Origin of the sequence: uncultured Thermus sp. (assembly GCF_938010445.1) — a bacterium.
Lineage (GTDB): Bacteria > Deinococcota > Deinococci > Deinococcales > Thermaceae > Thermus > Thermus altitudinis.
Map to the genome: position 1 here is coordinate 1 of NZ_CALLUR010000178.1, position 17,017 is coordinate 17,017.

The following is a 17,017-nucleotide window of genomic DNA, read 5'->3' on the forward strand; positions in this document are numbered from 1 at the left end:
AGGCCGAGCTGGACGCTTATCTGGCGTACTACAACCACCGCAGGCCCCACATGGCCCTGGGGGGGCTGGCGCCCCTGGAGTTCTTGGCTAAAATGCAAGCGGAGTCGGTCCCCCAGTCTCAGATGTATTGACCGATTACAAGGACTTGCCGGGCGGCTTCGGGCATGGTATAGTTTCACCGAGTACAACCCGAAAGGAGGCGCATGATGAAACGCAGGGAGTTTTTGCAGAAGCTGGGTGTGGGTGCACTGGCCGCGGTGGGCATGCCCTATGTCGCCACCGCCCAGGCTAGGCCGGTGAAGCTGGCCACCCTCCTTCCCCTCACCGGACCCTTCGCCTTCGCCGGTAACGCCGGACGCGAAGGCTTCGTGGATGGGGTGGACTACGTGAACGAGGTCCTGGGGGGCGTTGGCGGCCGCAAACTGGAGCTCATTGTGGAGGATACCGGCTACGACGTGGCTAAGGGCACCGCTGCCTTCAACCGGGTGGTGTCCCGGGAGCGGCCCGAGGAGCTCCTCTTTGTCTACGGCGATTCCACAGGCCTTTCCAAGGCCTTGGCCCCGGAGATCGCCCGCATGGGCCTTCCCTACTCCGCCACCAGCTTCGCCAACGAGCTGGCCGATCCCAAGACCTACCCCACCATCTTCGTCTTCGGCCCCACCTACAACGACATGATGGAGGCCCTCCTAAGGCAGATCCGTCTACAGAAGGGCCGGGCTAAGATCGCCTTGGTCTACTCCAACACCGAGTTTGGTCGCGACCCCATCCCCTACGCCAAGGAAAGGGCCAAGGCTTTGGGCATGGAGGTGGTCCACGAGGAGGTAACCCCTCCCGCCTTCACCGACGCCACCCCCATCGTCCTGAACCTGCGCCGGGCCAACCCCGACTTCGTGATCCTCCAGGGCTACGCCCTCTCCGTCGAACCCCTGATCCTGCGCACCGCTCGGGAACAGGGCTTGAGGGCGCAGTTTATGGGCACGTATTACTCGGCGGAGCTGGCCCTGATCCAGCGGGCCGGTCCCGCTGCCGAGGGGTTCACCGTCACCTACCATAACGCCTACTGGTACGACACCCTGGTGCCGGCCGTGGACGAGATGCGGAAGTTCCGGCAGAAAAAGGGGCGCGACCTTTCCTACCGCCCCACCTACTACATGGGCAGCCTGGCGGTGGCCCTGGCCATCGCCGAGGCCATGCGCCGGGCAGCGGGTGCGGGCAAGCTGACCCGGGCCGGGGTGGTGGAATACCTGGAGAAGCTGGGGGACTACAACGGCCTGGGGCTCTTGCTTAACTTCCAGTTCGTAAACCATCGCCTTCCCTACACCAAACTCTACCGGGCCAGCGTGAAGGACGGCCGCTTCAACGCCATCACCGACTGGATCAAACTGGCCTAGCCCCTATCCCGCCCCCAGGTGGCCGCACCTGGGGGCCTTGCCACACGCCCATGTCGGACCTTTTACCGTACCTCATCGGCGGCCTGGCCAACGGGGCCCTTTACGGCCTTCTGGCTCTAGGCTTCGTCCTGGTATACCGGGCCACCAGCGTGGTGAACTTCGCCATCGGGGAGTTCCTGCTGGTAGGGGCTTACCTCACCTACACCTTCGCCCTTTTCCTGCCCCTCCCCCTGGCCATGCTGGCTGCCCTGCCCATGGCTTTTCTCTTCGGACTCCTGGTGGAGCGGGGTTTTGTGCGGCCGCTTTTGGGGCGGAACGTGGTGGCGGTGATCATGGCCACCATCGGGTTGGCCGCAGCCCTGGACGGCGGGGTGCAGCTCCTGTGGGGACCGGACCTCAAGTACCTCCAGGGGGAACTTCCCCAGCTGGGCTTCCAGCTGGGGGACACCTTCGTACCCTCCCGGGCTGTCTGGAACCTCCTTCTGGCCCTGCCCCTGGGATTGGGCCTCCTTTGGCTCCTGAGGAAAAGCCGCTATGGGGTCCTGGTGCGGGCCATCTCCGAGCGGGAGGTGGCGGCCCTGGCCCTGGGCATCCCCACCGCCCGGATCCTGGCGGGGGTTTGGGGCATCTCCGCCCTCCTCGCCACCCTGGCCGGGGCCCTCCTGGCCGTGGCCAGCGGGGTAGGGCATAACCTGGTTTTCTTTGGGCTTAAGGTCTTCCCCGTGGCCATCTTGGGCGGGTTGGACTCGGTGGGAGGGGCCTTGTTGGCGGGGTTCCTCCTGGGGGTCCTCGAGGCCCTTTCCGGACGCTACCTGGAACCCATCCTTCCGGGCTTCACCGAAGCCCTGCCCTTTGTGGTAGTCCTCCTGATACTTATGGTGCGGCCCTATGGCCTACTGGGTGAGCGGCAGATTGAGAGGGTGTGAGGCCACCCCAGGGGCCCCGGAGGACCCCCCTCCAAACTCCCTGAGCATGGAGGTTAACGAAACATGATCCTGTCCGTAGAAAACCTCAAGGTGGTCTACCGGGGGGTGATCCTGGCCCTGGATGGGGTTTCCCTGGAGGTAAGGGAAGGGGAAGCGGTGGCCCTCCTGGGGCCCAACGGGGCGGGCAAGAGTTCCTTGGTGCGGGCGGTGGCGGGGCTTCTTCCCAAGTTTGAGGGGCGGGTGCTGGATGGGCATGTGCGGCTCTTTGGCCAGGAGGCCACCCACCTAGACCCGGTGCGCATCACGGGCTTGGGGCTTACCGCGGTCCTGGAGGGGCGCCCCCTTTTCCGCTACCTGACCCCCGTGGAAAACCTGGTGGCCGCCGGCCATCGCCTTTCCTCCCGGGAGCTGAAGGAGGGCATGGAGGAGGTCTTCGCCCGCTTCCCCAGGCTTTACGAGCGTCGCCACGAACAGGCGGGTTACCTCTCGGGAGGCGAGCAACAGATGCTCCTTTTGGGTATGGCCCTCCTCACCCGCCCCAAGGTCTTGGTGGTGGACGAGCCCTCCTTGGGCCTGGCCCCTAAGCTGGTGGAGGAAGTGATGCGCACCTTGGACGCCCTGAGAAAGGAGAAAGGGCTGAGCCTCCTCCTGGTGGAGCAAAACGCCCGGGCAGCCCTGGCCATCGTGGACCGCGTCTATGTGTTGGAGCGGGGCCGGGTGGTGTTTGAAGGCGACGCCCAAGCCGCCCAGGAAGACCAGGACGTGATGGAGTTCTACCTAGGCAAGGAGGAGGTAGGCTTCCGCCAAGCCAAGCGTTACCGAAGGAGGAAGCGGTGGGTGTGATCCTCGAGGCCAAGAACCTCCACCTCTCCTTCAAGGGGGTGAAGGCCCTGGTGGGCGTGGAGTTCAGCGTAGCCGAAGGCGAGTTCTTCGCGGTAATCGGGCCCAATGGGGCTGGGAAAACCACGCTTCTGAACGTGCTTTCCGGGGTGTATGAGCCCGACAAGGGCGAGGTGGTCTTCCTGGGCCAAAACCTGCGGGGGAAAAGCCCCCAGGATAGGGCCCGCATGGGCCTAGCCCGCACCTTCCAGGGCCTGGAGATCTTCCGGGGTATGAGCGTTTTGGAAAACGTGAAGCTAGGGGCCGAGCTGGCCCTGCCCGCCTACCCCCTGGCCCTACCCCGGGCCGAGCGGGAATGGCAACTTAGGGCCTGGGCCGAGGAAGTCCTGGACTACCTCCACCTCTCCCCCTTCCGCCACGCCCCTGCGGGCATGCTTCCCTACGGGTTGCAAAAGCGGGTGGAGGTAGCCCGGGCCCTGGCCAGCCGACCCAAACTCCTCCTCCTGGACGAGCCCATGGCCGGGCTTTCCTTGGAGGAGAAGCAGGACCTGGCCCGGTTTCTCCTGGACGCCCGGGAGGAGTGGGGGGTAACCCTCCTCTGGGTGGAGCACGACCTAAGGGCAGTCCTGGAGCTTTCCGACAGAGTCCTGGTCCTCTCCTACGGGGAGGTGCTCTACCATGGCCCTCCCCAAGGGGTGCGCCAGGATCCCAAGGTGGCGGAAGCCTACCTGGGGCAAGCTTGAGGCGCTATGGAAGGGACGCTTCTTGCCTACCTGTACCAGCATGCCCAGCGGGAGCCAGAAGCCCCAGCCCTCAGGGTGAAGCGGCTGGGAATCTGGCAGAAGACCTCCTGGAAGGACCTTTGGCATCGCACCCTTAGCCTGGCGGGAGGGCTATGGGCCCTGGGCCTAAGGGAGGGGGAGGTCCTGGCCATCCTCGGCCACAATGCCCCCGAGTGGGTGGAGGCCGAGCTGGCCGCCCAGACCCTAGGGGCCTTGCCCATGGGCATCTACGCCGACGCCATGCCCGAGGAGGTGGGCTACTTCCTGGAGTTCACCGGGGCCAAGGGGATCGTGGTTTCCGACGAGGAGCAACTGGACAAGGTCTATCCCCATCTGCACCTTCTGGACTTCGTCCTGGTCTGGGAGGAGGCGGGGATGTCCCGCCACTTCCAAGGCAAGGTCCGGCGTTTCCGCCAGGCCTTGGGGGACCCCAGGGTGGGGGAGGAGGCCTTAAAAAGGCGTCACCCCAAGGAGATCGCCCTTCTCGCCCCCACCTCGGGCACCACGGGAAGGAGCAAGCTGGCCATGCTCTCCCACGAAAACCTCTTGGCTGGCCACTTCGCCCTTCGGGAAGCCTTGGGCTTTCAAAGGGGCGCCTGGGTTTTCAGCTACCTGCCCTTACCCTGGATCGGGGAGCAGATGCTCACCGTGGTCCAGGGCCTGGTGGAAGGCTCCACCGTACACTTCCCCGAGGACCCCACCACCTTAAGGGAAGACCTCAAGGAGGTTCAGCCCGACTTTTTCCTGGCCCCTCCGAGGCTTTGGGAGGACATGGCCAGCCTCATCCAAAGCCGTATGGCAGATGCCGACCTTCTCAAGGCCTTCTTCTACCGGGTGGGGATGGGGGCCCTCCTGGAGGGGGCAAGCCGGGAGTTCCGGGGGGAGAAGGTGGGCCTTTGGCTGAACCTCAAGAGGGCCCTCTTCTACCCCCTCATCGCCAGGCCCCTAAGGGCCAGGCTGGGCCTTGCTGCCTGCCGCATCGCCGTCACCGGAGGCGCCCCCTTGGGCCCCGAGGTCTTTACCTTCTTCCGCGCCCTGGGCCTGGACATCCGCCAGGTCTATGGCCAGTCGGAAACCGCCGCCGCCACCACCGCCCACGCCACCGGGGACGCCCCACCCGAGACCGTGGGGCCACCTCTTGCCCACACCGAGGTGCGCATCAGCGAGGAGGGGGAGATCCAGGTGAAAGGCCCCCAGGTCTTCCAGGGCTACTTCCGCCAGGAAAAGGCCACCGCGGAGAGCTTCACGGAAGACGGCTTCTTCCGCACCGGGGATGCCGGCTTCTTTGACGAGCGGGGGCACCTGGTGATCCTAGGCCGGGTTAAGGAGGTGGGGGCCCTCTTGGACGGCACCCGTTTTGCCCCCCAGTTTTTGGAAAACCGCCTGAAGTACTCCCCCTACATTCGCGAGGCCGTGGTGCTGGGGCATGGGAAACCCTTTGTGACCGCCCTCATAGAGCTGGATCCGGAAAACGTGCAGAACTGGGCCCGTAGGCGAGGCATTCCCTTCACCACCTACCTCTCCCTTACCGAGAGGCCCGAGGTGAGAGCCCTGATCGCCGAGGAGATCCGCATGGTGAACAAGACCCTACCCGAAAAGCTCAGGATCCAGCGCTTCGCCATCCTTCCCAAGGAACTCCACCCCGACGACGAGGAGATCACCCGCACCCGCAAGGTTCGGCGCCAGGTGGTGGAGGCCCGCTACGGCCCGGTGATCCAGGCCCTTTACGGCGAAGGTGGGCGGGTGGAGGTGGTGCTCCCCATCCGCTACCTGGAGGGGGAAGGGCGGCTCGAGGCCACCTTGGAGGTGCAGGAGGTCTAGGATGTATCGCCTTGCCAAAGGGCTGACCGATGCCTTCAGCCGGCGCTTCGCCCGGGCGGTGCGGGAAACCTACGGGGAGGACGAGGCCTACGCCAGCACGCCCCTGGGGCGCTTGGCCTTGGGGGTCTTCCTGCTTCTCCTCCTTCTCCTGCCTTTTCTTCTCTCCCCCTACCCCATGTACGTGGCCACCCTGGTGGCCATCGGCGCCTTAAGCGCCATGGGCCTGCACCTTCTGGTGGGAGGTGCGGGGCAGATCTCCTTGGGCCACGCCGCCTTCATGGGGGTTGGGGCCTACACCGCAAGCCATCTCGTTGGCCCATTGGCCCCCGTGGGCATCCTGCTTGGGGGCGGGATCGCCGCTCTCTTTGGCCTGGTCCTAGGCCTTCCCTCCCTGCGCATCAAAGGGGTCTACCTGGCCATCGCCACCCTGGCCTTCCAGTTTCTGGCGGACTACGTGTTCAAGAACTGGGAGGCGGTGACGGGAGGGATCCGGGGACGCACCCTGCCCCCTGCCGAGCTTTTCGGCCTCTCCCTGGACACCCCGGAAAGGCTATGGTACCTGGTCCTCCTCTTCGCCCTGCCCCTTTTCTTCTATGCCAAGCGCCTTCTCATGACCCGGGCGGGCCGGGCCTTCATGGCGGTGCGGGACAACGACCTCTCCGCCCGGGTGGCGGGGGTTGACCTGGTGCGGGTGAAGCTTCTGGCCTTCGCCCTCTCCGCCTTTTACGCCGGGGTGGCGGGGGGGCTTTTGGCCCAGCTTTACAAGGCGGTGACCCCCGAGTACTTCCCTCTTTCCGTGAGCATCCAGTACCTGGCCATGGTGATCGTGGGCGGGGCAGGCACGGTGCTGGGGGCGGTTTTGGGGGCCTTTTTCGTGCTCCTGATCCCCGAGGTTCTGAATAGCCTGGTGGGGGCCCTGGGACCCCAGTACGCCGCAACCTTGGCCGCCTGGCGCAACGTGGTCTTCGGCCTTCTCATCCTGTTCTTCCTGATCCTGGAACCCTTGGGGCTTGTGGGGCTATGGGGAAGGATCCGCAACTACTTCCGCACCTGGCCCCTGCCCTACTAACGGTCCCAGTCCCTAAGATGGCGCAGGGCCACGGGAAGGCCAAGCCCTAGGCCGAAGAGGAGGAAGGCGAACGAGGGGTGAAGAAAAGCCGCCAGGAGGGGTTGGGCCACGGCTATGGCCAAGGCCACCCGGTAAGGCTTTCGGAACAGGGCTTGGAGAAGGGCAAAAAGGAGGAAGGAGCCCAAAAGCAAGCGGGGATCCACGGCAAAAAGCACCCCAGCCCCCGTGGCCAGGCCCTTGCCGCCACGGAAGGCCAGCCAGGGGGAAAAGGTATGGCCCCACACCGCCCCCACCCCTCCGGCCAGACCCCCCAAGGGACTCCCCGCCATCCCCTCCCCTAAGGCCACCGCCAGAACCCCCTTAAAGACGTCCAGGAGGAGAACCATAAGGCCAGGCACCAGCCCTAAGACCCGGTAGGCGTTCAGGGCCCCGGGGTTGCCCGAGCCTTCCCTTAGGAGGTTTCTTCCCCTAAGGGCCCCGAACCAGTAGGCCACGGGAAAGCTTCCCAGGAAGTAGCCCAGGAGGAAGGCCAGGAACATGGCTATAAGGCCCTTCGCACTTGGTCTTGCAGCCGCAAAAGGGCCGCCTCGAGGCCCCTTAGGCGCAAGGGGGTGAGGAGCTCCTCCAGCCCCGCCCCCTGGTAAAAGGTGGGGGGTACCGCCAGCACGGTCTCGGGAGGCTCGCCCTCGAGGCCCTCCTTCAGCAGGCCCGCAAAGGCCTTCACCGTGGGGGCTTCATCGGGAACAAAGAAGTAAAGCCTAACCCTGCCCTCCTCCACCTCCGCCTTAAGGAAGAAAGGGGTCTGGCACTCGTGTACCCGTTCCAACTCCACTTCCTGGGGCGGGGTGGGCACCTTCTTGGCGTAGTCCAGGAGGACCTGGGCTTTGAGCTCCTTGGGCAAGGTGCGGATCAGGTCCAAAGCTTCCTGCAGCTTCTTGGGCAAGGCCATGCTCCCAGCTTAGCCCCCCTTGGGCGCGGTATGGGTGGGGCGGAGCTCCATCTCGCTCACCAAGGCCCTCTCCGGCATCTCTGCAGCAAAGAGCACCGCCTGGGCCACATCAAGAGGGGAAAGCTTCCAGGAGGCGCCCACCGCATTGCCGGCAAAGCCCGTGTCCACCGAGCCCGGCAGGATGTTCACCACCCGCACCCCTTCCTCCCTAAGCTCCAGCATGGCCGCCCCCATGAGGCCCAGAAGGCCAAACTTGCTGGCGTTGTAGGCGGCCCCGCCTTTAAAGGCGTTTTTGCCCGCCAGGCTCCCGATGTTCACCACCGTGCCCTTGGAGGCCAAGAGGGCCGGCAAGGCCGCCTTGAGGCCCAAAAAGGGGCCCACCAGGTTCACGTCCAAAACCTGGCGGAGCTCCTCCTCGCTTAGCTCAGAAATGGGCTTTTGCAGACCGATACCGGCGTTATTCACCAGGAGGTCCAGCCGGCCATAGGCCTGCAAAAGGCCCGCCACCGCCCGCTGCCAATCCGCCAAAGACCGCACATCGCCAGGAAAGGCCAAGGCCCCTTCCCCTAGCTCCGCCGCCAAGGCCTGAAGCCGACCTTCGTCCCGGGCCAAGAGGCCCACCCGGTACCCCTTCCCGTGGAGGGCCCGGGCGATGGCCTCCCCGATTCCCCGGCTTGCCCCCGATACCAAGGCCACCCGCATGCCCTCTAGCTTAGCCCAAAGCGCTCCCGGATGCGGGTAAGAATCTCCCTTAGCCCCTCCTCCAACTCCCCTAATCCCCCCCGGTTCGGCAAAATCCAGGTGGCCCGCCTCCTCTTCTCCTCCTCGGGCATCTGGGCCTTCTCCCGGGCCAAGACCTCCTCCCGGGAAAGCCCAGAGCGCTCCCTCACCCGCCGGATGCGCTCCTCCAGGGGGGCGACCACCAAAAGGGTCCCATCCAGGCGGGCCTCCCACCCCTTTTCAAAAAGAAGGGGGATCTCCAGGAAGACCAAAGGAGCCTGGAGCTGGGCAAGCTCCTGGGCCAAAAGCCGGCGGATCTCCGGGTGGAGGAGGTCCTCCAGGGCCTTTAGCCGTTCGGGATCGGAAAAGACCATCTGGGCCAGGGCCCTCCGGTCCAGCTCCTCCCCCTTAAAGGCCTCCGGGAAAATCCTTTTCAGTTCCTCCTTCTTGTTCTCCCTGGCCCTTTGGGCCAGCTCGTCCAGGTCCAACACCGGGTATCCCCAGGCCCGCAAGAGGGAGGCCACCGTGCTTTTGCCACTGCCGATATTCCCGGTGATGCCGATAATAATGGGGTGCTTCGCCCGATCGCCCATAGGGACTTCCCCTTTTATACCCCCAAGGGGGCCATCCCCGTGGGGGGTGCTTTACGGGACCTTCTTCTGGGGAAAAGGCCCTGGGACCTGGACTTCGCCGCCCCCGACCCCGTGCGGGCGGCGGAGGAAGCCCAAGGGCACCTTGGGGGCACCCTTTTCCCCTTGGACCCCGAGCGGGGCCAGTACCGCCTGGTGACGGGAAAGCTCGTCCTGGACTTCTCCCCCCTGGAAGGCAGCCTGGAGGAAGACCTCCTTGGGCGGGATTTCCGCCTGAATGCCCTGGCCTGGAAGGGGGGGCGGGTGTGGGGGCTAAAGGGCGTGGAGGACGACCTTAGGAAAAAGGTCCTGGTCCCGGTGCAGGAGGAAAACCTTTACCACGACCACTTGCGAAGCCTAAGGGCGGTGCGCCTGGCGGCCAGCCTAGGCCTGGGCCTGCCCGGGAAAACCCGCAACGCCCTTTCCCGCCACGCCCGCTTCCTCAGAGGACACCCCGAAGCCCTGCCGGCCCGGGAACGGGTAAGGGAGGAGCTCGCCCGCCTCCTCCTATCCCCGCGGGCGGCTTGGGGTCTACACGTACTGGAAAGGGTGGGGCTTTTGGACCCTTATCTTCCCGAACTCCGCCTTTTGGTGGGACTGGAGCAAGGCGGGGTCCACCACCTGGACGCCTGGCGGCATACCCTTTCCGTGGTCTTCCACCTCCTTTGGCTTTGGCCGGAGGCGCCTTTGGAGGCCCGGCTGGCCGCCCTTTTCCACGACGTGGGCAAGCCCTTAACCCGCCGCTTTGACCCCCAGGTGGGCCGCTTCCGCTTCCTGGGGCATGCGGAGGTGGGAGCGGAGATGGCCAAGGCCGCCCTCCTTTGGCTCCGTTTTCCCCAGGAGGCCGTGGAAAAGGTGGAGGCTTTGGTGCGCCGCCACATGGACCGGTTACCGGACGAGGCCAAAGCCCTGCGGCGCTTCCTCTTCCGCCGAAAGGACCTCCTGCCCCACCTGGTCTACCTCATGGCCGCAGACCGCCTGGGCACACGGGGGGTGGAGGAGGAGGCCTGGGGGGTCTTGGAAGCCTACCAGAAGGCCTTGTCCCAGCCCCTGCCCACCCGTCCCCTCCTTTCCGGGCAGGAGGTGATGGCCCTCCTTTCCCTTAGGCCCGGCCCCCTGGTGGGAAAGGCCCTGGAAGCCCTCCTCCTGGCCCAGGTGGAAGGACGGGTGACAACCCCAGAGGAGGCCAGGGCCTATCTCCTATATTGGAAGGGCCATGGAGCGGATACGCCTGCGGGAACCCCAGATCACCCCTATTGAGGGGGGGTTTCTGGTTTCCGACCCCTACGGGGTCTTCGCCAAACCCCTGGCCCTTACGGAAGGAGGGCTTTTTCTCCTCTCCCTCCTGGAGGGACGCACCCTGGAGGAGGTGCAGGAGGAGGTATTTAAAGCCCACGGGGTACTGGTACCTAAGAAGGAGTTGGAGGAGCTGCTCAAGGCCTTGGAGGAGGCTGGGCTCCTACTTACCGAGGAAGTGGAGAGGCGGCTTAAGGAGGAAGAGGACAAGCTGAAAAAGGAGCGCCCCATGCGCCTTTCGGGCCTCTCCTACCCCGCCGGGCAGGAGGAGGCCAAAGCCTTCCTCGAGGCCTTCCGGGCCAGCTTCCCTGGGGAAGCCGGGCCCCGCCCCGAGGTCCTCCTCCTACCCCACCTGGAACCCAGCCGGGTGCCCGAGGTCTACGGGGCCGCCTTGGCGGCCCTGGAAAGCCTGCCTCCGCCGGAACGCCTCTACCTGGTGGGGGTGGCCCACCGGCCCCTCGGGGAAAAGGCCGCGGCCCTCCCCGTTCCCTTCCACACCCCCTTCGGCCCCGCCCTCCCCGACCTCCCTGCCCTCCAGGCCTTAGACACCCTCCTCCCCTACGAGCTTTTCAACACACCCCTGGCCTTCCGGGAGGAGCACAGCCTAGAGCTACCCCTCTTCTTCCTCAAGGGGGTCTTTCCCCAGGCCAAGGTCCTGCCCCTTTTGGTGGGCCGGGGGGGCCTTGAGCTGGGGGAAGCCTTGCGGGTGGTCCTCCGGGACTACCCCGGCCTCCTGGTGCTGGCGGTGGACCTTTCCCACGTGGGGCCGCGCTTTGGCGATCCCCCCCTTTCCCGTCCCCTGGCAGAGGAGGCCAGGAGACGGGACCTAGGGTTTCTGGAGAAGCTGGCCCAAGGGGAGGTGGAGGCGGCTTTGGCCCATCTGGGGGCCAACCCCACCCGCGTGGACGCGGTGGAGGTGGTGAGAAGCCTAGCCCCCCTCCTAGCCGGCAGGAAGGGGCAGGTTCTGGCCTACCGCCTGGACCTCGAGGCCCCCACCCTCTCCGCCGTGGGGGCGGGAACCCTGGTCCTTTAGCGGCGCCGGCGGCGCCTTCTGGTGCGGGTTTCCGCCGGACGATGCACGGGGCCCTCGTCCTTGGGGGTCCACTCCCCGAAGTAGACGGTGTTCACCGTGGCCCTTTCCGGCCGGTCGTCGCGGTTCCTATCCTTGGGCGGTCCTACCACTTTGCGCATGGCTACCTCCTTGGCCTCTTTCCCCCGGGCCGGCTTGGCCCGGGCCTCCTCCTTATGGACCTCCTCCCGGTAGGGCAGGAAGTCTATTTGCCGAAGCCGGGGATTGGCGGCGGCAATCACCACCTCCATCTCGTCCCCTAGGCGGATTCTCTTGCCCTTAGGGCCCAAAAGGGCCAGGGCCTCCTCGCTATAGGTGTAAGGGCCTAGGGCCTCGAGGCGCACCAGGCCTTCCACCCCGTTTCTCAGCATGACAAAGGCGCCAAAGCTGGCCACCCCGGTCACCTTGCCCCGGAAGCGCTCCCCCAGGTGGAGCTCCGCCCACTTGGCCATGTAGTACTTGGTGAGCTCCCTCTCCGCCGCCTCCGCCTTCCTCTCCATCTCCGAGGCCTGCTCGGCGATGGCGGGGAAGGTCTCCTGCCAGCGGGCCTTCTTGGCCGGGGTGAGGCTGCGCCGGAGGATGGCCTTCAGCACCCGGTGCACCACCAGATCGGGGTAGCGGCGGATGGGGCTGGTGAAGTGCAGGTAGTGCTCCATGGCCAGGCCGAAATGCCCCAGGTTCTCGGCGGCATACCGGGCCAGGCGCAAGGAGCGCAGGACCAGGTTGGCCACCACGGGCTCCTCCGGGCGCCCCTTGGCCTCCAGAAGCACCCGTTGCAAGGCCTTGGCAGAGAGCTTCTCCGGCAGGGCGTACCCCAGCCGGGCCAAGGCGGTGCGGAGCTTCCCGTAGGCCTCCTCCAAGGGCTCCTCGTGCACCCGAAAGAGCCCAGGCAGCCCCTTTTTCACCAGGTGCTCGGCCACCACCTGGTTGGCGAGGAGCATGAGCTCCTCAATCAGGCTTCGCGCCCTGGGCTCCTCCTGGGGGATGAGGTGCAGGGTGCCGTTTTCCACCTCCACCTTGACCTCGGGAAAGCTGAAGTCCAAGGACCCCGCCTCGAGGCGCTTTTGCCTAAGCCTCTGGGTGAGGTCCAGAAGCTCCTTCAGGTCCTGGGCCAAGAAGGCGTGCTCCTCGGGCAGGCCAAACCCCTCGGCAAAGGCCTCCACCTCGGTGTAGGTGAGGCGGGCCACGCTCCTTATCACCCCTTCGGCGAAGCGGACCCGCTGGATGTGGAGCTCCTGGTCCAAATCCACCAACACCGAGAGCACCAGGCGGTCCTCATGGGGCTTTAAGGAGCAGACCCCGTTGGAAAGCCTTTCGGGTAGCATGGGCAAAACCCGCCCCGGTAGGTAGACGCTGGTCCCTCGCTGAAGCGCCTCCTGGTCCAGGGGGCTACCCTCCTTCACGTAATGGGAAACGTCGGCGATGTGCACCCCCACCCGGTAGCCGGTGGGCAGCACCTCCAGGTGGATGGCGTCGTCAAAGTCCTTGGCGTCCACCCCGTCAATGGTGAAAACCCTTAGGTGGCGGAAGTCCTGCCGCCTCCTGAGCTCGGCCTCGGGGATCTCCAGGGGGATGGCCTCCGCTTCCTTTAGCACCTCCTCCGGGAACTCGGCCCTCAGGCCATACTTGGCGATCACCGCCTCGGTTTCCGTTTCCGGGGCGTCCCCCTCGCCCAGGTACTCCAAGAACTCCCCATAGGGACGCCGGTGGTAGTGCACCTTGACCACGATCCGGCTCCCCCGCTTGAGGCCATGAAGCCCCTCGGGAAGTAGCCTCAGTTCCGGAAGCCCCGGCTCATCGGGGAGGAGCACGGCATACCCCTTACGGAAATCCAGGGTACCCACGAGCCGCTCCCGGGCCCGCTTCAGGACGCGCTCCACCACCCCCCAGGGCCTCCCGTCCCGGCCCGGGGGCATGACCCGGGCCTCCACCAGGTCATCCGGCCAGGCCTCCCCCGTATAGCCTGGGGGGATGAAAAGGTCCTTCTCGGGAAGGCGCACGAAGCCGTAGCCATCCCGGTGCAGGCTAATGGGCCCCTGCACCCGGTTGGGCAAAAAGTACTGGCTTCCCTTCTTCTCCAGAAGGCCCTCCCGTACCAGGGCCTTCAGGTAGGCCTTGGCCTCCCGCTTTTCCAACCCGAAGCGCCTGAGGATTTCCTCCAGGCGATGGGGCTTCCCGGTCTTTTTGAAAAGCTCCAGTAGTGTTTCCCGCATCCTATCCCAGGAGGTCCTCCAGGGCCTTCTCCGTGGCCTCCAGGCTCTCCGAGAAGGCCGAAAGGGCCTCGTCCACATGCTCCTTGCCGATGATCAGGGGGGGCTCGAGGCGCACCACCTTGGGGTTATTGAGGCCAAAGGCGGTGATCACCCCCCTCTCCGCCAGCTCCGCCACCACCAGGGCACCGATGTCCGCATCGGTAAACTCCACCCCCAGCATCAGGCCCCGGCCCCGGACCTCCTCTATGAGGTGAGGGTACTGGGCCTTAAGGGCCTGGAGGCCCTCCATCAGGTACCTTCCCATCTCCAAGGCCCTTTGCGGCAGGTTCTCCTCCAGGGTCACCTCAATGGCCGCCAAGGCCGCCGCCGCCGCCAAGGGGTTGCCACCAAAGGTGGAGGAGTGGAAGAGGGGGTTTTGCCGGAAGATCTCAAAGACCTCCCTCCTACCCACGCAGGCCCCGATGGGCATCACCCCGCCCCCCAAGGCCTTGGCCAGGGTCATGAGGTCGGGGGCCACCTCCTCCCAGTCCACCCCAAAAAGCCTCCCCGTGCGCCCAAGGCCGGTCTGCACCTCGTCGGCGATCATGAGAACGCCCTTTTTCCGGGTTAGCTCCCGCACCCCCTTGAGGTACCCTTCGGGGGGCACCCGGATGCCCCCCTCTCCCTGGATGGGCTCCACGATCACCGCGGCCGTCTCCCCGTCTATGGCCGCCTCCAAGGCCTCCAGGTCCCCATAGGGCACCACCTTGACCCCGGGGAGCAGGGGCTTGGCGGGGTCTTGGTACTGGGGCCTGGGGGTGAGGGAAAGGGCCCCCATGGTCTTGCCGTGAAACCCCCCCTCGGTGGTGACGATGCCCGGCTTCCCCGTGTAGGCCCGGGCCAGCTTGAAGGCCGCCTCCACCGCCTCCGCCCCCGAGTTGCCGAAAAAGACCATCTCCAAGCCCTCGGGCGTGATCTCCGCCAGTTTGGCCGCCAGCCTGGCCGTGGGCTCGGACACCAAAACCCGCACCGACATGGGCATGCGCTCCAGTTGGGCCCTAACCGCCGCCACCACCCGGGGATGGCGGTGGCCCAGGTTCAAGGTGCCGTAGAGGCCCAAGAAGTCCAGGTAGCGCTTACCCGTGGTATCCCAGACGTAGGGGCCTTCCGCATGGGACTCTATCCGGTCCAGACCGGTGAAGCGGAGGAGGCCTGCCAGTCCAGGGTTGATGTGGCGCTCAAAAAGCGTGAAGGGGTCGTGGCTCATGCCCACAATGCTATCCTAAGTGTAGCACACTCAAGGCTTGGTAGATGTCCTCCGGAATGCGGCCAGCCTTCTCCCCCACCTGGCACAGATGCCGGGTAAAGCCTTCGGCCAGAAGGGCCCCGCCCCGTTCCACCCGGTAGCGGAAAAGGAGGTCCCGCCGGGAAAGCTGGGCCAGGCGGGTTCGCACCAAAACCTCCTCCCCAAAGCGGGCGGGGGCGCGAAAGGTTAGACCCAGCTCCACCACGGGGAAAAACACCCCCCTGGCCTCCACCTGGTGGTAGGGCAGGCCCGCCTTCTCCAGAAACTCCACCCGGGCCGCCTCCAAGTACACCGCATACACGGAGTGGTGGACCACCCCCATCTGGTCGGTCTCCGCATACCGCACCTTTATGCGGGTCTCGCTCTCCACGGCACAAACTCCAGGCGAGGCAGGTGGCGCAGGCGCACCCGCCGGGCGATGGCGGAAAGGAGCCTTCTCTCGGCGTGGCCCAAGGCCGCCAAGGCCCTTTCCTCGTCACGGAAAGCTTCCACGTACACCGTAAGGACTCTGCCGTCGGGGGAAAGGCGCACCGCTTCCACGGTGAGGAGAAAGAGCCGGGGGTCTTCCAGGCCATGGATGGCCTCGGCCAGCGCCCGCTTAAGGCGCTCCTCGAGGTGGGCCCTTCCGTAACTCACCACCTAAAGCTTACTCCCGGTCCAAGCGGGAAACCAGATCCGCGAGCTCCCGGGCCACCTCCTCGGCCCCCTCCTTGGCCTCCACCATCACCCGCACCACGGGCTCGGTGCCCGAAGGGCGTACGTTCACCCGGCCGAAGCCCTCAAGCCTTTCCTCGGCCTCCCGCACCGCCTCCTGGAGCCTCGGATGGTCCATGACCTTCTTCTTGTCCGAGACCCGGACGTTCAAAAGCACCTGGGGGTACATGGGCAAGGCCTCGTACCATTCGGCAAGATCCCCTCCCAAAGCCCGCAGGGCCTTGAGGGTGAGGAGGGCGGTGAGAAGACCATCCCCCGTGGTGTGGTGCCGGAGAAAGATCACGTGGCCCGAGGGTTCCCCGCCCAGGTAAAGCCCTTTTTCCTTCATCACCTCCAGGACGTACCGGTCCCCCACCGCCGCCCGGTGGAAGCTAAGGCCCTTTTCCCTCAGGGCCACCTCGAGGCCCATGTTGCTCATCACCGTACCCACCACCCCCTTTTCCCCATAGGCCAAGGCCGCGAGGTAGAGGATGTGGTCCCCGTGGAAAAGCCGGCCCTTGCGGTCCAGGAACTGCACCCGGTCCCCATCCCCATCCCAGGCGATGCCCAGGTCCAGACCCAGCTCCACCACGAAGCGGGAAAGGGCCTTGGGATCCGTGGCGCCACACCCCTTGTTGATGTTGCGCCCATCGGGGGTGTTGAAGAAGGCCATCACCTCGGCCCCCGCCCGTTGGAAAAGCTTCGGACCCAGGCGGTAGGTGGCCCCGTGGGCCAGGTCCAGGCCCACCTTGAGGCCCGAAAGGTCGGGGGCGTGGGAGAGGAGGAAGTCCAGATACATCCTCTCCGCTTCCCGGAAATCCCCCACGGTGCCGATACCCCGGGTGGGATGGTCCTCCTCCAGGAGGGCTTCTATCTCTTCCTCCACCGGATCGGGAAGTTTCTCCCCCTCGGGCCCAAAAAACTTGATGCCGTTGTCCTGGTAGGGGTTGTGGCTGGCGGAGATCATGGCCCCGGCGCTGGCCTTAAGGTGCCGGGTCAGGTAGGCAAGCCCGGGGGTGGGTAGCACCCCCAGGTGCTCCACCCGGACCCCCTGGCTCATGAGCCCCGCCGCCAAGGCGGCCTCCAGGAGGTCGCTGGACTCCCGGGTGTCCTTGGCCAGAAGGACCACCGGCCTAGGGTCCACTTGGCGGAAGTAGGCCCCCGCCGCCTGGCCAAGCCTGAGGACGAACCCGGGGGTCAGGGGGGGCTTGCCCGCCTCCCCCCGCACCCCGTCGGTGCCAAAGTAGCGCCTCATGGGGAAGACTATACCCCAAGGCCCCCCAGGTCACCCGAGGGGCACGGCCTCGGCCCGGGGGCTCCGGGTCCTCGAGGCC

General features: G+C 65.8%; 17 protein-coding genes and 1 pseudogene. 9 read left to right on the forward strand and 9 right to left on the reverse strand.

The annotated features are described in order from the left end of the window. The 7 genes and pseudogenes from Q0693_RS10010 to Q0693_RS10040 form a co-directional block, all read left to right on the forward strand. Positions 1-292: pseudogene (locus Q0693_RS10010) on the forward strand (hypothetical protein); the annotation flags it as partial. Next, positions 207-1,391 (forward strand): ABC transporter substrate-binding protein, encoded by a 1,185-nt coding sequence (locus Q0693_RS10015; RefSeq protein WP_298631511.1) that lies wholly within the window; start codon positions 207-209, stop codon positions 1,389-1,391. The pseudogene Q0693_RS10010 and the gene Q0693_RS10015, both read left to right, overlap by 86 nt. Positions 1,392-1,441: 50 nt before the next feature. After that, positions 1,442-2,317, forward strand: a complete 876-nt coding sequence (locus Q0693_RS10020) for a branched-chain amino acid ABC transporter permease (RefSeq protein ID WP_298631433.1) — start codon at positions 1,442-1,444, stop codon at positions 2,315-2,317. A gap of 66 nt (positions 2,318-2,383) precedes the next feature. Continuing rightward, the gene (locus Q0693_RS10025; protein WP_243029508.1) at positions 2,384-3,160 is read left to right on the forward strand and encodes an ABC transporter ATP-binding protein; all 777 of its coding nucleotides are present in this window, start codon (positions 2,384-2,386) and stop codon (positions 3,158-3,160) included. Continuing rightward, positions 3,151-3,900 carry an ABC transporter ATP-binding protein gene (locus Q0693_RS10030; RefSeq protein ID WP_243029482.1) on the forward strand — a complete coding sequence of 250 codons (750 nt, stop codon included), beginning with the start codon at positions 3,151-3,153 and terminating at the stop codon, positions 3,898-3,900. Before Q0693_RS10025 ends, Q0693_RS10030 begins: the two co-directional genes overlap by 10 nt. Positions 3,901-3,906: 6 nt before the next feature. Then, positions 3,907-5,760 (forward strand): AMP-binding protein, encoded by a 1,854-nt coding sequence (locus Q0693_RS10035; RefSeq protein WP_298631439.1) that lies wholly within the window; start codon positions 3,907-3,909, stop codon positions 5,758-5,760. Between the two features lies 1 nt (position 5,761). Then, positions 5,762-6,829, forward strand: coding sequence for a branched-chain amino acid ABC transporter permease (locus tag Q0693_RS10040; RefSeq protein WP_243029480.1), 1,068 nt, complete (start codon positions 5,762-5,764; stop codon positions 6,827-6,829). Here Q0693_RS10040 and Q0693_RS10045 read toward each other — a convergent pair. The 4 genes from Q0693_RS10045 to coaE are packed head-to-tail and all read right to left on the reverse strand — an operon-like array spanning position 6,826 to position 9,091. Beyond that, complete coding sequence (locus tag Q0693_RS10045; protein ID WP_298631442.1) at positions 6,826-7,368, reverse strand: glycerol-3-phosphate acyltransferase; 543 nt, start codon at positions 7,366-7,368, stop codon at positions 6,826-6,828. The genes Q0693_RS10040 and Q0693_RS10045 overlap by 4 nt on opposite strands. Before the next feature lie 2 nt (positions 7,369-7,370). Next, positions 7,371-7,778 carry a SufE family protein gene (locus Q0693_RS10050; protein WP_298631445.1) on the reverse strand — a complete coding sequence of 136 codons (408 nt, stop codon included), beginning with the start codon at positions 7,776-7,778 and terminating at the stop codon, positions 7,371-7,373. Between the two features lie 9 nt (positions 7,779-7,787). Further along, positions 7,788-8,480, reverse strand: a complete 693-nt coding sequence (locus Q0693_RS10055; RefSeq protein ID WP_243029477.1) for an SDR family oxidoreductase — start codon at positions 8,478-8,480, stop codon at positions 7,788-7,790. Positions 8,481-8,485: 5 nt separating this feature from the next. Next, complete coding sequence (gene coaE, locus Q0693_RS10060) at positions 8,486-9,091, reverse strand: dephospho-CoA kinase (RefSeq protein ID WP_298631450.1); 606 nt, start codon at positions 9,089-9,091, stop codon at positions 8,486-8,488. Here coaE and Q0693_RS10065 point away from each other — a divergent pair. Continuing rightward, complete coding sequence (locus Q0693_RS10065; RefSeq protein ID WP_298631453.1) at positions 9,071-10,387, forward strand: HDIG domain-containing metalloprotein; 1,317 nt, start codon at positions 9,071-9,073, stop codon at positions 10,385-10,387. The genes coaE and Q0693_RS10065 overlap by 21 nt on opposite strands. Next, positions 10,344-11,456, forward strand: coding sequence for an AmmeMemoRadiSam system protein B (amrB, locus tag Q0693_RS10070; RefSeq protein WP_298631455.1), 1,113 nt, complete (start codon positions 10,344-10,346; stop codon positions 11,454-11,456). Before Q0693_RS10065 ends, amrB begins: the two co-directional genes overlap by 44 nt. On the opposite strand, the gene rnr is transcribed toward amrB, so the two are convergent. The 5 genes from rnr to glmM are packed head-to-tail and all read right to left on the reverse strand — an operon-like array spanning position 11,453 to position 16,938. Continuing rightward, positions 11,453-13,705 carry a ribonuclease R gene (gene rnr, locus Q0693_RS10075; RefSeq protein ID WP_298631457.1) on the reverse strand — a complete coding sequence of 751 codons (2,253 nt, stop codon included), beginning with the start codon at positions 13,703-13,705 and terminating at the stop codon, positions 11,453-11,455. The two genes, amrB and rnr, sit on opposite strands and share 4 nt — an antisense overlap. Position 13,706: 1 nt before the next feature. Then, positions 13,707-14,951, reverse strand: a complete 1,245-nt coding sequence (locus Q0693_RS10080) for an aspartate aminotransferase family protein (protein WP_298631460.1) — start codon at positions 14,949-14,951, stop codon at positions 13,707-13,709. 10 nt (positions 14,952-14,961) lie between these two features. Continuing rightward, positions 14,962-15,360 (reverse strand): thioesterase family protein, encoded by a 399-nt coding sequence (locus Q0693_RS10085; protein WP_298631462.1) that lies wholly within the window; start codon positions 15,358-15,360, stop codon positions 14,962-14,964. Continuing rightward, positions 15,339-15,626, reverse strand: coding sequence for a ribosome-binding factor A (locus tag Q0693_RS10090; RefSeq protein ID WP_243029470.1), 288 nt, complete (start codon positions 15,624-15,626; stop codon positions 15,339-15,341). Before Q0693_RS10090 ends, Q0693_RS10085 begins: the two co-directional genes overlap by 22 nt. Before the next feature lie 10 nt (positions 15,627-15,636). Then, positions 15,637-16,938 (reverse strand): phosphoglucosamine mutase, encoded by a 1,302-nt coding sequence (glmM, locus tag Q0693_RS10095; RefSeq protein ID WP_298631466.1) that lies wholly within the window; start codon positions 16,936-16,938, stop codon positions 15,637-15,639. Positions 16,939-17,017: the final 79 nt, after the last annotated feature.